Source organism: Paraburkholderia sp. BL10I2N1 (genome assembly GCF_004361815.1).
In the GTDB taxonomy this organism is placed as follows: Bacteria; Pseudomonadota; Gammaproteobacteria; order Burkholderiales; family Burkholderiaceae; genus Paraburkholderia.
In genome coordinates this window covers 4,556,940-4,571,067 of the sequence record NZ_SNWA01000001.1, presented here as the reverse complement: position 1 = coordinate 4,571,067, position 14,128 = coordinate 4,556,940, and the positions used below count along the sequence as shown (strand labels likewise).

Below are 14,128 nucleotides of genomic sequence, written 5' to 3'. Positions count from 1 at the left end.
GCATTCATCCGGACGGTCTATGCCTTTCGGCCAGCTTTACGTCGCCTGCGTGTCATGGTGTCATTGCTCAATAACTGCATGGAGGTTCTGGATGTCGTCACTCAATACGAATCTGAATGGAAAGGTCGCGGTCGTCACGGGCGCGGCGAGCGGCATTGGCAAACAGATCGCGCTGACGTTGTCGGCCGCAGGCGCGGCGGTTGCCATTGCCGACCTGAACCAGGACGGGGCGAACGCGGTCGCCGAGGAAATCAAAAAGGCCGGTGGCAAGGCGATCGGCGTGGCGATGGACGTCACGAACGAAGACGCGGTCAACCAGGGCATCGACAAGGTCGCGGCAGAACTGGGCTCAGTCGACATCCTCATTTCAAATGCGGGTATCCAGATCGTCAATCCGATTGAAAACTACTCGTTCTCCGACTGGAAGAAAATGCAGGCGATCCACGTGGACGGCGCGTTTCTCACCACCAAGGCCGCGCTGAAGCACATGTACAAGGACGATCGCGGTGGCGTCGTGATTTACATGGGGTCCGTGCATTCGCACGAGGCCTCGCCGCTGAAGTCGGCCTATGTCACGGCCAAGCACGCGTTGCTCGGTCTCGCGCGTGTTCTCGCGAAAGAAGGAGCGAAGCACAACGTTCGCTCGCATGTCGTTTGTCCGGGCTTCGTGCGCACGCCGCTCGTCGACAAGCAGATTCCCGAGCAGGCAAAGGAGCTCAACATCAGCGAGGACGAAGTGGTGAAGCGCGTGATGCTCGGCGGAACAGTCGACGGGGTGTTCACGACGGTTGAAGATGTTGCGCAGACGGTGCTGTTCCTGTCGGCATTCCCGACCGCTGCACTCACCGGACAATCTTTCATCGTCAGCCACGGCTGGTACATGCAATAAGGAGATCCGCATGGCGCAACGCAACGTCAAGCGGGCTCGCGTCGGCGTCGCGGAACAGGCGGGCGGCGAGTGGCCGCACGCGGCCGCCGACGCCCGCGCACCCATCCAGTTGCCAAAGTACGAAACCATCGCCCTGATGCTGCAGGGGGGCGGTGCGCTCGGGGCCTACCAGGCGGGTGTCTATCAGGGGCTGGACGAAGCAGGCATCCTGCCAAACTGGGTCGCCGGCATTTCGATTGGTGCGCTGAACACTGCGATCATCGCCGGCAACCCGCCGGAAGAGCGAGTCGCCCGGCTGCTCGAATTCTGGGAGACGATCTGTCAGCCGGCCTTCGGGCCGCCGCTGCCGGCCTTCATCGAGCATGCGTTCTTCAATTCCACCGATGCAGTGCGCAAGGCATTCACCGCGATGCAGGCGGTGGGCGCCCTGGTCGAAGGGCAGAAGGGCTTTTTCGTCCCGCGTTACCCGCCACCGCTGCCCACGGTCGCAGGCGCACCTCAGCAAGCCAGCTACTACGACACGACGCCGTTGAAAGCCACGCTCGAACGGTTGTGCGATTTCGACCGGATCAATTCGCGAGAGATGCGCGTATCGGTTGGTGCGGTGAACGTCGGTACCGGAAATTTCGCGTATTTCGACAATATGCATACGAAGCTGCGGCCGGAGCATTTCATCGCGTCGGGCGCATTGCCGCCTGGCTTTGCGGCAGTGGAGATCGATGGCGAGTACTACTGGGACGGCGGCCTGATGTCGAATACGCCGCTCTACGAGGTTATCCAGACTACGCCACGCCGCGACACACTTGCCTTCCAGGTCGACCTATGGAGCGCGCGCGGGCCGGTGCCTGACAGCATTACCGATGTCCAGGGGCGTATGAAAGATATCCAGTACTCCAGCCGTACCCGCCTCGTCACCGACATGCTGCAGCGCTCGCAGCGCTTCCGGCACGTACTGCGCGAGGTGCTCGAGCGTGTGCCGTCTGAAATGCGCGACGATCCCTGGTGCAAGCTCGCTGAAGATCTTTCCTGTTCGAAGCGCTACAACGTGATTCACCTGATCTACCGGCACAAGGAATACGAAGGGCACTACAAGGACTACCAGTTCGGTCTTTCGACAATGCGCCAGCATTGGGAAAGCGGTTTGATGGACATCCGCGGCTCGCTGGCGCAGCCGGACTGGCTGGATTTGCCCAACAACGACGCGGGTTTTGTCACGCACGATATTCATCGCGACGCCCGCTGAAGTGCAGCGTGGGTAGGGCTCGTGCAAACAAGAACGGCGTCCCGTGGGACGCCGTTTTTTCAAGGCCAGCGAAGATGCAGGCAAAACGGCATGGGCCTCGTCACACCGACGCGCACCCATGCGTCGCCTTTACATCACTTCAGCACGTGGGCAATCGCGTTCGCGACCACATCCAGGTTGCGCGTGTTGAGTGCTGCAACGCAGATACGACCGGTGCTGACGGCATAGATGCCGAATTCTTCGCGCAGACGGTCTACTTGCGCTGCCGTCAGGCCCGAGTACGAGAACATGCCTCGTTGTGCGTTCACGAAGCTGAAGTCGCGTGCGACGCCAGCCGCTTGCAGGCGCTCGACGAGGCCATTGCGCATTGCGCGGATGCGATCGCGCATTTCGCCAAGTTCCGCTTCCCACGTTGCGCGGAGTTCCGGCGAACCGAGCACGGCAGCGACGACGGAACCACCATGCGTCGGCGGGTTCGAGTAGTTCGTGCGGATTACGCGCTTCAGTTGCGACAGCACGCGGGCTGCCTCTTCCTTGTCCGCCGTGATGATCGACAGCGCGCCGACACGCTCGCCATACAGCGAGAACGACTTCGAGAACGACGACGACACGAACACGTTCAGTTCCGACAGCGCGAACAGGCGTACCGCGGCAGCGTCTGCCTCGATGCCATCGCCGAAACCCTGGTAGGCGATATCGAGGAATGGCACCAGCTGGCGAGCCTTGACCACTTCGACGACCTGCATCCATTGGTCCGAAGTCAGATCGACGCCGGTCGGGTTGTGGCAGCACGCGTGCAGTACGACAACCGTGCCGGCAGCGTAGCCGTTCAGGGCCGCGAGCATGCCTTCGAAATTGACGCCCTGGGTCTTCGCGTCGTAATACGGGTACGACACGACTTCGAAGCCCGCGCCTTCGAACAGTGCCCGGTGGTTTTCCCAGCTCGGATCGCTGATGGCAACCTTGGCGTTCGGGTTCAGGCGCTTCAGGAAGTCCGCGCCGATCTTCAGCGCGCCCGTGCCGCCCAGCGCCTGCGCCGTAACCACGCGGCCAGCGGCGATCAGCGGCGAATCGTTTCCGAACAGCAGTTTCTGGACCGCTGCATCATAGGCTGCAATCCCTTCGATCGGCAGGTAGCCACGCGGCAGCGCAGCTTCAATGCGAGCCTTTTCCGCTTCGCGAACCGCGCGCAACAGCGGAATCTTGCCTTCTTCGTTCGTGTATACGCCAACGCCCAGATTGACCTTGGTGGTGCGGGCATCGGCGTTGAAGGCTTCGTTCAGGCCCAGGATCGGGTCGCGGGGAGCAAGTTCGACAGCGGAAAAAAGAGACATGATGGTTCGGCAGTAGTGAAAGAAGGGGCGGGCTTCCAGCGTGGCCGGGTCGGCAGACAAACACATCGCAGACAGGGGCGGCGAGCGCGCAACTTGGCATTGTAGCGAATCCCGGGTCGTTTTTCGGCCCAAACAGGGCGATCTGGGCGCTTATTTATGGAAAACACGACGTTCCAGCATGAGGTTTGAGTGCCAGAACGTCGCTTCGCTGTGATGCGCCAGTCACCTGGCAGGCTGCGGGTCAGGCCGTGCAACGGCAGTCGGATCCGCCATCCTCCCGAGGAAGCGCGAGGGGCTAGAATAGTCCTTTGCTCCCGGCTGAGGATGCCGCATTCATGTCCGAACATCATCTGACTGAAGTCAATGACGCGCTCGACGAATCGAAATTCGTCACTTTCGACGGTTCTCCGTTCCAGCTTTACCAGCCTTACCCGCCGGCCGGCGACCAGCCGACGGCGATCGCCACGCTCGTCGAAGGTATCGAGGATGGCCTGTCGTTCCAGACGCTGCTCGGCGTGACCGGCTCTGGCAAGACCTTCACGATGGCGAACACCATCGCGCGTCTCGGCCGGCCGGCCATCGTATTCGCGCCGAACAAGACGCTCGCTGCACAGCTTTATTCGGAGTTTCGCGAGTTCTTTCCGCGCAACGCCGTTGAGTATTTTGTTTCGTACTACGACTACTACCAGCCGGAAGCGTACGTGCCGCAGCGCGACCTCTTCATCGAAAAGGACTCGTCGATCAACGAGCACATCGAGCAGATGCGCCTGTCCGCGACGAAGAGCCTGATGGAGCGCCGCGATGTGGTGATCGTCGCGACCGTGTCGGCGATCTACGGCATCGGCAATCCCTCCGAATATCACCAGATGATCCTGACGTTGCGCACCGGCGACAAGCTCGGCCAGCGCGACATCATCGCCCGTCTGATCGCGATGCAGTACAGCCGCAACGAAGCCGACTTCCAGCGCGGCTCGTTCCGTGTGCGCGGCGATACGATCGATATTTTCCCGGCCGAACATGCGGAAATGGCGGTGCGCGTCGAACTGTTCGACGATGAAGTCGAGACGCTGCAGCTGTTCGATCCGCTCACGGGGCGCGTGCGCCAGAAGATTCCGCGCTTCACGGTCTATCCGTCTTCGCATTACGTGACGCCGCGCGAAACGGTGATGCGCGCGGTCGAAACGATCAAGACCGAACTGCGCGACCGGCTCGAATTCTTTTACCAGGGAGGCAAGCTGGTAGAGGCGCAACGGCTCGAACAGCGCACACGCTTCGATCTGGAGATGCTGCAGGAACTGGGCTTCTGCAAAGGGATCGAGAACTACTCGCGGCACTTCTCGGGTGCGGCGCCCGGCGAGCCGCCGCCTACGCTGGTCGATTACCTGCCTGCTGATGCGCTGATGCTGCTGGACGAATCGCACGTGTTGATCGGCCAGCTGAACGGCATGTATAACGGCGACCGCGCGCGAAAGGAGAATCTGGTCGACTACGGCTTCCGCCTGCCGTCAGCGCTCGACAATCGACCCCTGAAGTTCAACGAGTTCGAACGCAAGATGCGTCAGGTGGTGTTTGTTTCCGCGACACCCGCCGATTACGAGCAGAAGACGGCGGGGCAGGTGGCCGAACAGCTGGTGCGCCCGACCGGCCTGGTCGACCCGGAGATCGAGGTGCGTCCGGCCGTCAGTCAGGTCGACGATGTGCTCGGGGAAATCAACAAGCGCGTCAAGGCCGGCGACCGCATCCTCGTGACGGTTCTCACCAAACGCATGGCCGAGCAGCTCACCGAGTTCCTGGCGGATCATGGCGTCAAGGTGCGCTATCTGCACAGCGACATCGATACGGTCGAGCGCGTGGAGATCATCCGCGACCTGCGCCTCGGCACGTTCGACGTGCTGGTCGGGATCAACCTGCTGCGCGAGGGGCTCGATATTCCTGAGGTGTCGCTCGTCGCGATTCTCGACTCGGACAAGGAAGGCTTCCTGCGCGCCGAACGTTCGCTGATCCAGACGATCGGCCGGGCGGCGCGGAACGTGAACGGCAAGGCCATCCTGTACGCGGACCGTATCACCGATTCGATGCGCCGCGCGATCGACGAAACAGAGCGGCGGCGCGCGAAACAGATCGCCTTCAACGAGAAGATGGGCATTACGCCGCGCGGGGTCGTCAAGCGGATCAAGGACATCATCGACGGCGTCTACAACGTCGATGAAGCGCGCGCGGAGCTGAAGGAACAGCAGCAGCGTGCGAAATTCGAGGATATGTCGGAGAAGCAGTTGTCGAAGGAGATCAAGCGGCTCGAAAAGCAGATGATGGAGCACGCGAAGAATCTCGAATTCGAGAAGGCCGCGCAGGCGCGCGACCAGTTGGCTTTGCTGCGTGAGCGCGTATTCGGCGCGAACGTCGGCGATCATCTGACCGGCACGAACTGAAGGAGGGCGGACCGGTGCGGCGTGATGCCGTACCGGTCCGCCATGGCCGGCTGGATCAGGAGCAGCCGGAACCGTCAGTCGAATCGACACTTCGCGCTGTGCCGGAACGGCTCCGCACATTCCGAATCCTGCAGACAGATCAAGTCAGCAGGCAGGATTTCGGACCGCGCGGCGACTCGGTGCCGGAACGCCTGCTTAAAACCGCCTTAAGCCCCAGCCGGGGTAAGGTTTCTTAGGTATTCGCATTTGTTCTCCACCCTGAACGATGATAAACTCGCCAAGTATTGAGAATGGTTCGCATTAACGTTCTCTGTTGCCTTTAGATTTGGCTTTCAGATCGGGGCTTTCACCATTGCCTGGCAGTCGCGGCTGAAGGGCGGGGGAAAGAACCTCCGTCGGTCTGCTTTTTTCATCGTTTCAGCTGATAAAAACAAAGGAGTTTCAATGCGGATTTCCTCTTTCCTGCGCGGCGGCGCAGCTGTTGTGACTGCCGCGGCCGCGCTGTCGGTGTCGGCTGCTGAATACCCGATCGGCAAGCAGCACATTCAAGGCGGCATGGAAATCGGCGCGGTGTATCTGCAGCCCATCACGATGGAGCCGGAAGGCATGATGCGCAAGGCATCGGATTCGGACGTTCACCTGGAAGCCGACATCCACGCGGTGAAGAACAACCCGACCGGCTTCGCCGAGGGCGACTGGATGCCGTATCTGCAGGTTCGCTACGAGCTGTCGAAAGTCGGCACGACCCAGTCGGTCAAGGGCGACATGATGGCGATGGTGGCAAGCGACGGCCCGCACTACGGCGACAACGTCAAGATGTTCGGTCCGGGCAAATATCACCTGAAGCTGATCGTCGAACCGCCGATGCAGACGGGTCATATGGCCTTTGGCCGCCACGTCGACAAGGAAACCGGCGTGGGCCCGTGGTTCAAGCCGGTCACGATCGATTACGACTTCACCTACGCCGGTATCGGTAAAAAGGGCGGGTACTGATCGCGGCGTGATGCCTGGCGAGTAGCAACGTAAGCGCAGCAGGTGGCGCATGAGGGCGCGCCGCATCTTCAGGAAGGCTCCATGAGAATCAACAGGAAAATCGCGATCCTCGCCATGACGACGTCCCTCGTTGGCGTCGCGCACGCGGCCGATCTGCCAACGTTCAAGCTCGAAATGAACGACGGCACGCTCAACCCGGCTCGCATCGAAGTGCCGGCGGGGCAGCGCATCAAGATCGAAGTGCGCAACGTGGGCAAGGGCGCGGCGGAATTCGAAAGCGTGCAACTGCGGAAAGAAAAGGTGCTCGCACCGGGCGCCGATTCGTTCGTTGTGATTGCGCCGCTTTCGCCGGGCGAATACAAGTTTTTTGACGATTTTCATCAGCAGGCACAGGGCGAAATCGTCGCAAAGTAAGCACGCCTCCATGCGGGCGCCCGGCGTCCGCGAGGCAGCGGGAGAATATCGATGGGTCAGGTTTTGTTCATCGTGTGGCGGGAAAGTGTCGAGGCGCTGCTGGTCGTCGGCATCCTGTATGCATGGCTGAAGAACGGCGACGAGAGCGCGCAGCGCGGCCTGCCGTACCTGTGGGGCGGCGTCGCCGCGGGGGTGCTGGCGGCCGTGACGCTGGGGGCGGCACTCGTCGGCTTCACCGAGGTGCTGTCCGGCGACGCGCAGGATTACTTCCAGACGGCGATGGTGCTGGTTGCCTGCGTGCTGATCGTGCAGATGGTGCTGTGGATGAAGCAGCACGGCCGCACGCTCAAGCGTGACATGGAAGAGTCGCTGCAAAAGAGCACGCAGGACGCGAACTGGTGGGGCGTTGCCGTGCTGGTCGCGCTTGCGATCGCGCGTGAGGGCAGTGAGACTGTCATCTTCCTGTATGGCCTTGGATTCGGTCAGTCGGGGCATGTCGATGGAAGCCAGATGCTCGCGGTGGTGATCGGGCTGGGTCTTGCGCTTCTGACGTTCTATGTGCTGCAACTCGGCGGCAAGATCTTCTCTTGGAGGCTCTTTTTCCGCATCACCGAAATCATGCTGCTGTTCCTCGGCGCGGGCCTGTTCCAGACCGGTGTAGACAAGCTGATCGACAAGGAAATCCTGCCGACCCTCGTTGACCAGTTGTGGAACACGTCGGCGGTCCTCGACGACTCGAGCACATTCGGCTCACTCGTCGCGACGCTGACCGGTTATCGCGCCCATCCGGCGCTGATGAACCTGATTGCCTACGCAGCGTACTGGGCGGTCGTGTACCTGCTGGTGCGGCGCGCAAGCCGGCGTCCGGCGCAGCAGGCGGCAGGACGCACGGCATGACCAGCGGTGTGATCGGGAGTTCAGGGCGTTCTGGCCGGCTTGCAGAAGCTGGCCTGTGGATGCAGCGCCACGGCGCACTCATCCGCGGGATCCAGTGGGTCGTCGTTGCGGTCTACGCATTCCTGATCCTGGTGCCGGCGGTGATGCCGCTGCCAGACGACACGGCGCATCTGTGGACCAATCTGACGCTCGCCGCGCAGTTCGTCTTCTGGGGCATCTGGTGGCCGTTCGTGCTGCTATCGATGGTGATGCTCGGACGCGTATGGTGCGGCGTACTGTGTCCGGAAGGCGCACTCGCCGAATTCGCGAGCAAATACGGGCGAGGCTGGGCGATTCCGCGCTGGATGCGCTGGGGCGGCTGGCCTTTCGTCGCCTTCGGACTCACGACGATCTACGGCCAGATGGTCAGCGTCTACCAGTACCCGAAAGCGGTGCTGCTGGTGCTTGGCGGCTCAACGTTTGCCGCAATGATCATCGGTTTGCTTTACGGGCGCGAAAAGCGCGTCTGGTGCAAATACCTTTGCCCCGTGAACGGGGTTTTTGCGCTTCTGGCGCGCCTCGCGCCGTTTCACTATAGGGTCGATGAAGATGCGTGGCGCAAGTCGTACAAAGAGGGCGAGCACGGCCATCGTGTGATTCCGATCAACTGCGCGCCGCTTGTGCCGTTGCGCAGTATGAAAGGCGCGGCTGCGTGCCATATGTGCGGCCGCTGCAGCGGTCACCGCGACGCGATCGCGCTGACGTGGCGCTCACCGTCGACCGAGGTGGTCGAGCTTGGCGACAGACAGGCGAGCGCGTGGGATACCGCGCTGATCCTGTACGGGCTGCTCGGCATCGCCATCGGCGCGTTTCACTGGACCGCGTCGACCTGGTTCGTCGATCTGAAGATGTTCCTCGCGACATGGCTCGTCGACCGCGATATCACTTGGCCGCTCGAAACCAACGCTCCGTGGTTCCTCTTCACGCACTATCCTGAACAGAACGACGTCTTCTCGTGGCTCGACGGGACGATGGTGATCGGTTACATCGTTGCCACCGGCCTCGTGTACGGCACGGCGCTGCTGGTGCTGCTGATGGGCGCTACGCGCACGCTTGGCCGTTTTAGCTGGGTGCGTCTGCATCACCTCGCGCAGGGGTTGATCCCGATCGCTGGCACCGGTGTGTTCCTCGGGCTGTCGGCGACCACGCTGTCACTGCTGCGTGCGGAGCATGTGCCGCTGTGGTGGGCGTCAGATGTGCGGATCGCGATTCTGGTCATCGCGAACGTGTGGAGTGCGTGGCTCGCGTGGCTCGTCACGCGCCGCTATAGCGCGCGGCTTTTCGGACGCGGCTTCGCAATGGTATGGTTCATGGCCGCGCTTGCGGTCGTCGACAGTGCGTGGTGGCTGATGTTCTGGGGCTGGACGCGCTGATGGCGTGTTGAGTTAAAGAGCGAGGCTATTGTGAGAAACAAACCTGCACTGACCGACGAAGACGTCAAGAAAATGGCCGCCGCTGCCGAAGCGCACGCGCTCGGCAATCAATGGAATGTGACCGTCGCCATTTTCGACGAAGGCGGGCATCTGCTGCATCTTCACCGGATGGATAACGTCGCGCCCAGCACGGTAGAGATGGCGATCGGCAAGGGCCGCACGGCTGTACTTGGCCGCCGCGAAAGCAAGGTCTACGAGGACATTGTCAAGCAGGGCCGTACCGCGTTCCTGAGTGCCCCGCTCGTCGCAATGGTGGAGGGCGGTGTGCCGATCGTCGTCGACGGCGAGGTGATCGGCTCGATCGGCGTATCCGGCGTGAAGTCCGAACAGGATGCTGCGGTCGCCCGTGCAGGGATTGGTGCGCTAGGAATCAGCTGACGCGACGCGCTCAGCTGTCACGCTCCAGCGCGTTTCAACACGACGGAAAGCAGAAAGCCGTGCGGATGTGTTCATCATCCGCACGGCTTTCTCACATTCGTTTCGATTGCGGCATGTGCCCAATGTGCATACCCACACCGCGGTGAGAACCAAAAAAAGCGGCCTGGCTTGCTCCGACGGCTGGCTTGGTGTCTGCACGAAGGGGTCTAGATCTTGCGTGCAAGCCGTCGTTGCTGGCTAATGCCCAACACCTCCCGGAGAGGTGGTCCCCACAATACCCGGTACTTACTGACTGAATTCTGCGTCGTTACTTGGTGAGGATCAGCTTGCCCAGACGGGTCGCGCGAAGCTGATACGTCTCGCCGTTATGCGCGATGCTGATATGGCTGCGTCCCTGCAGCAGCGAATCGCTGGTCACGACACGCTCGCTGGCTTCCGGCTGGCTGCTGCTGCGTTCGAGATCGCGTGCGGGCACGGCTGGCTTCGGACGGCTGGTCAGCGCGGCCGTTGCATTTCGGCGCAGGCTGAGCGTGGAAGTGCGAGAGAGGTCGGTCATTCGTGCCATCGGTTGGTTGATTCGATAGATAGATTATAAATGATAATTGTTCGCATTTACAACGTGGATGAATTCATCGGAATTTTGTTTCGATAGGGCCGAAGTTTTCGGCGCATGTTGCTCTGGGGAGCTTTGAACACAGCGGCGGGTTCTATCTGCCGCCGTGTGCTGTCGAGCGACCGTCGCTCAATGCAGGTTGCCGGGCTCCTTGCGAGCCTGCACAAATTGGCGGATCAGCCGCACAGTATCGATGTCCGACTCGCGATACGCCGACTTCACGATTTCGTTTGTTTGACGCGTGTCTTCGGTGTCGGCGGCGGGGAGGGTGGTTTTGTACTCGAAGCGCAGAAACAGCTGCAGTTCGTCCGGCTGTTCGATGGTCATCGTCAGCGAGCCGCCGACGTAGGCCTCCGTGGCCAGAATGTCATAGCGCACGCTCTCGTTCGGCGCGAGCGTGACGCGATCGCGCACCGTGGCCTGGCCATAGTGCAGCTCGCGCTCGAGCGTGCTGTCGGTGCGCGACAGGATTGTGCAGCTATCGAGACCCAGCACGAAAAGCTGAGGCTGCTCGGCGCGCAGCACCAACCCTTCCCACAATTGCTCGCGGGTCATGCTTTCGACGAACGGATTCAACGGGTCGTTGATCTGGATCAGATGTTCGAAGTTCAAGACGACAGCTTCCTCTTAAAACGCAGCGTAATCGCCGTAGCGACTGGGGACGACAGGGCGCGCATGGCGATCAGGCAGCGGTGAGCCCGGTCCGGATCCCGATAGGGCGTGTCAGGACCTTGTGTATCGGGCACGCATTGGCGATTTGCAAGAGCCGTTCCCGCTGCTCGTCCGACAGCGCCCCTTCCAGCACGATCTTGCGATCGATGGTCGAGCCTTCGTCTCCCTTCTCGAGCGACAGTGTCACATGCACTTCGGTGAGTGGCCAGCCCTTGCGCTGAGCGTACATCTTCAGCGTGATCGACGTGCAGGCGCCGAGGCTCGACAGCAGCAGCGCTTCAGGAGCGGGGCCGCGGTCGCCGCCACCGATCGATGCGGGTTCGTCGGCAAGCCAGCTATGGGTGCCATCGTCCAGCAGGACCTGAAAATTCGTCGAGCCAATGTGAGCGGTGACTGCGGACTCTGCCATGCGATCTCCTGTGCCGAACCGGGATACGCCGCGCGGTCCAACGTGCAGCACCCGTGCATCTGGTACAAAAGGCGCCGCGCGGCACAAGTCGATATTGTGAACGAATTTCCGCGCAGCCGTGCCAGGCGCGTTCGCACCGCCGTGCCGTGCGCACGCGCGCGTGTGACTGATGAGGTGTCAGTGCGCGATCTGCCCCATCCGGCCGGCCTGGTAATCGATCACGGCCTGACGGATTTCGGCCTCGGTGTTCATCACGAACGGACCGTAGCGCACTACCGGCTCCTTCAGCGGCACACCGCCGAAGAGCAGCACGTCAAGCGGTTCTTTACCGGCCGCGAATGTGACAGTGTCACCGTCCTGGTTGAAGACGACCATCGTCTGCGGATCGGCATCACGGAGGTCCTCGCCGTAGAGGCCCTTGCCCGACAGCCCGTACGCGAACACCCGGTAATCGCGCGGCACCGGATGCTCGATCCGCGCGCCCGGTTGCAGCGTGAAATGCTGGTACAGGATCGGCGTGCGCGTTACGATCGCGGCCCTCACACCGAGCGCCTCGCCGGCGATCACCTTCACGCGGACCATGCCATCCGCCGACGTCACGACTGGAATGCTCGACGAAGGTATTTCCTGATAACGCGGCGCAATCATCTTGTCGCGGCGGGGCAGGTTTACCCACAGTTGCAAGCCATGCACGCGGCCGCCCTTCGCGACGAACGACGGATCGGGCATTTCGCTATGGACGACGCCCGCGCCGGCCGTCATCCACTGCACGTCGCCTGCGTGCAGCGTGCCCGAGTGGCCGGCGGAATCCTTATGGCCGAACTGCCCTTCCAGAACATAGGTGACGGTTTCGAAGCCGCGATGCGGATGATCAGGGGCGCCTTTCGCCTCGCCGGGCGCGTAGTCGACGGGTCCCATTTCGTCGAGCAGCAGAAATGGGTCGAAATCCATCAACATGCGCGTCGGAAACGGCCGGTGGACGATGAAGCCGCCACCCTCCGTCGTGCGAAGCGCGGTATACGTGCGCTCGATCGTCCGTGTCGTGTTCATCAAAGTCACCTCGAAAAATGGGGAATAGCATCATTTTTGAAACATGGAGCTATTATAGGGACGCATTTTGGCGGCGCCAGCCACTGTCTCGCAATGGATTGTTCTATGAGTGGAACGATGACATGAAGATCGATTCGCATAACCTGAACGACCTGATGTACTTTTCGCAGGTTGTCGAGCACGGCGGTTTTTCGGCGGCGGAGCGCGTGCTCGGCATCTCGAAATCGCGTCTGTCGCGGCGCCTGACTGAACTCGAAGCTTCGCTCGGGGTGCGGTTGCTGCAACGTTCCACCCGCAAGCTCGCCCTCACCGAGGCGGGCCAGCTCTTTTACCAGCACTGTCAGGCGATGCTGTCGGAGGCGCAGGCGGCGGTGAATGTCGTCCAGCAACTGCGCTCGTCGCCGCGCGGCACGGTGCGCGTGAGCGTGCCCGTCACGCTTTCACAGACCGTGCTTTCGCAGATCCTGCCGGAGTTCATGCATCGCTTTCCGGAGGTGCGCGTCGTGATGCGTGTCACGAACCGGGTCGTCGATTTGTACGAGGATTCGATCGATGTCGCGCTGCGCGTGCGTTCGGATCCACCGGAGAGCGCGAACCTTGTCGTGCGGCCGTTGTGGCGTACGCAGCAGATGCTGGTCGGCGCACCGAGCCTGCTGAAACAGAATGCGCCGCCGCTGCAGCCAGGGGACCTGTCCCGTTTTGAGACGCTCGACACCCCGACCGGCGACGGTCGCCATGTCTTCAACCTGATTGCGCCCGATGGCACGCGTCACCTGCATGAACACGAGCCGCGTCTCGTGACCGCGGATCTGCTGACGGTGCGCGAAGCGGTGATGGCGGGCGTCGGGATCGCCGCGCTGCCGGAGATGATGTACGGCACGGCTCTGCGTACCGGTCAGCTGTCGCCGGTCATGCCCGGCTGGACGCTGCCATCGCCACAGTTGTATGCCGTGTTCTTGTCGCGGCAGGGCATGTTGCCGGCGGTGCGTGCCTTCGTCGACTATCTCGTCGAAATGCTCGACGTCGACACGGGCAAATACGTTGCGATGGAGCGTCCGGAGAGCTCGATACTCAATGCACTGCAGAAAGCCGAAGCGCTCTGATGTGTCGCTGCGGGACGCAAGCATCGCTTTTGGCATTTAAGCGTGGACGGTGATCGGTACTTTCAATGGCTGTTTGCTTGATTGCACGCGCTGCCGGGCTTATATTGAAATCCCTTCGCTAAGGAGTCTCTTATGCGAAAACTCATGGCCGCTATCATAGTGAGCCTGATAGGGCTGACCGCGCTGTCCGTGTCGACCACGGCTGTCGCATGCGGTGACCAGGGTGTCCATT

General features: G+C 61.6%; 14 protein-coding genes. 9 read left to right on the top strand and 5 right to left on the bottom strand.

Features of this window, described 5'->3' with window-relative positions; all coding sequences use genetic code 11:
* The first annotated feature begins 91 nt into the window (after nt 1-91).
* Both B0G77_RS21280 and B0G77_RS21275 read left to right on the top strand, forming a co-directional pair.
* Nucleotides 92-889 (top strand): 3-hydroxybutyrate dehydrogenase, encoded by a 798-nt coding sequence (locus B0G77_RS21280; protein WP_133663880.1) that lies wholly within the window; start codon nt 92-94, stop codon nt 887-889.
* Between the two features lie 10 nt (nt 890-899).
* Nucleotides 900-2,132: a patatin-like phospholipase family protein gene (locus B0G77_RS21275; RefSeq protein WP_133663879.1), complete on the top strand. Its 1,233-nt coding sequence runs from the start codon at nt 900-902 to the stop codon at nt 2,130-2,132.
* A 134-nt stretch (nt 2,133-2,266) separates the two neighbouring features.
* Here B0G77_RS21275 and B0G77_RS21270 read toward each other — a convergent pair whose 3' ends face one another.
* Nucleotides 2,267-3,466 carry an amino acid aminotransferase gene (locus tag B0G77_RS21270; RefSeq protein ID WP_133663878.1) on the bottom strand — a complete coding sequence of 400 codons (1,200 nt, stop codon included), beginning with the start codon at nt 3,464-3,466 and terminating at the stop codon, nt 2,267-2,269.
* Nucleotides 3,467-3,801: 335 nt separating this feature from the next.
* On the opposite strand from B0G77_RS21270, the gene uvrB reads away from it, so the two are divergent.
* The 6 genes from uvrB (at nt 3,802) to B0G77_RS21240 (ending at nt 10,049) form a co-directional block, all read left to right on the top strand.
* Nucleotides 3,802-5,895, top strand: coding sequence for an excinuclease ABC subunit UvrB (gene uvrB, locus B0G77_RS21265; protein ID WP_133663877.1), 2,094 nt, complete (start codon nt 3,802-3,804; stop codon nt 5,893-5,895).
* 444 nt (nt 5,896-6,339) lie between these two features.
* Nucleotides 6,340-6,888, top strand: a complete 549-nt coding sequence (locus B0G77_RS21260) for an iron transporter (RefSeq protein ID WP_133663876.1) — start codon at nt 6,340-6,342, stop codon at nt 6,886-6,888.
* An 81-nt stretch (nt 6,889-6,969) separates the two neighbouring features.
* Nucleotides 6,970-7,302, top strand: a complete 333-nt coding sequence (locus B0G77_RS21255; RefSeq protein WP_133663875.1) for a cupredoxin domain-containing protein — start codon at nt 6,970-6,972, stop codon at nt 7,300-7,302.
* Between the two features lie 51 nt (nt 7,303-7,353).
* Nucleotides 7,354-8,199 (top strand): FTR1 family protein, encoded by an 846-nt coding sequence (locus B0G77_RS21250; RefSeq protein ID WP_133663874.1) that lies wholly within the window; start codon nt 7,354-7,356, stop codon nt 8,197-8,199.
* A complete protein-coding gene (locus tag B0G77_RS21245; RefSeq protein WP_133663873.1) occupies nt 8,196-9,611 on the top strand; it encodes a 4Fe-4S binding protein in 1,416 nt (471 codons plus the stop codon). The genes B0G77_RS21250 and B0G77_RS21245 overlap by 4 nt, the downstream gene beginning before the upstream one ends.
* A gap of 30 nt (nt 9,612-9,641) precedes the next feature.
* A complete protein-coding gene (locus tag B0G77_RS21240) occupies nt 9,642-10,049 on the top strand; it encodes a heme-binding protein (RefSeq protein WP_133663872.1) in 408 nt (135 codons plus the stop codon).
* 307 nt (nt 10,050-10,356) lie between these two features.
* Here B0G77_RS21240 and B0G77_RS21235 read toward each other — a convergent pair whose 3' ends face one another.
* The 4 genes from B0G77_RS21235 to B0G77_RS21220 form a co-directional block, all read right to left on the bottom strand.
* Entirely contained in the window at nt 10,357-10,605 is a 249-nt protein-coding gene (locus B0G77_RS21235; RefSeq protein WP_133663871.1) for a hemin uptake protein HemP, read from the bottom strand.
* 186 nt (nt 10,606-10,791) lie between these two features.
* On the bottom strand, nt 10,792-11,274 hold the full coding sequence (locus B0G77_RS21230) for an SRPBCC family protein (RefSeq protein WP_133663870.1): 483 nt from the start codon (nt 11,272-11,274) through the stop codon (nt 10,792-10,794).
* A gap of 70 nt (nt 11,275-11,344) precedes the next feature.
* Nucleotides 11,345-11,743, bottom strand: coding sequence for an OsmC family protein (locus B0G77_RS21225; RefSeq protein WP_133663869.1), 399 nt, complete (start codon nt 11,741-11,743; stop codon nt 11,345-11,347).
* A gap of 177 nt (nt 11,744-11,920) precedes the next feature.
* Entirely contained in the window at nt 11,921-12,793 is an 873-nt protein-coding gene (locus B0G77_RS21220; RefSeq protein WP_133663868.1) for a pirin family protein, read from the bottom strand.
* Nucleotides 12,794-12,915: 122 nt separating this feature from the next.
* On the opposite strand from B0G77_RS21220, the gene B0G77_RS21215 reads away from it, so the two are divergent.
* A complete protein-coding gene (locus B0G77_RS21215; protein ID WP_133663867.1) occupies nt 12,916-13,896 on the top strand; it encodes a LysR family transcriptional regulator in 981 nt (326 codons plus the stop codon).
* Nucleotides 13,897-14,128 lie beyond the last annotated feature (232 nt).